This is a genomic window from Halorubrum sp. SP3 (assembly GCF_005435195.1).
GTDB lineage: Archaea > Halobacteriota > Halobacteria > Halobacteriales > Haloferacaceae > Halorubrum > Halorubrum sodomense.
Genome location: NZ_SGTU01000453.1, coordinates 1 through 390, shown reverse-complemented (window position 1 = coordinate 390; position 390 = coordinate 1). Strand labels below are relative to the sequence as shown.

Genomic DNA, 390 nt, shown 5'->3' with positions numbered 1-390 from the left:
TTCGATTGACAAATTTTCTCTCATCACCGACGTGTTCGTCGAGGTCATCAAGCAGCTCTTGCGGAATTTCGACGCTGACCTTTGGCATACACAAATATTCATTTGGGAATATCTTCATGGTATCGCATATCACAACAGACAAGAATTGATGTGGGTACCAAGCAACCCCGATTTTGAGGAGCGAAACAAGTATAAACTGATACACCCTGAGAGCTAGCGATGAATCCGTATTTTCGGCCGCTTAGTGTAATCTTGATTCAGAAGCAATTCAAATAAAGAGCTGAACACGCATTTTTATCACCTTCAGACTCGGTAATTGGATGTATAATGCCTGAAAGTGAAACTGAGCATTTAGATTATTATCCGTCGGGATGGAGTGAAGAGATTCAC

Annotated in this window: 1 pseudogene; it reads right to left on the bottom strand. The window is 41.5% G+C overall.

Annotation, left to right across the window (positions count from 1 at the left end):
• Positions 1-88, bottom strand: a pseudogene (locus EXE42_RS20475) (ribbon-helix-helix domain-containing protein); the annotation flags it as partial.
• Positions 89-390 lie beyond the last annotated feature (302 nt).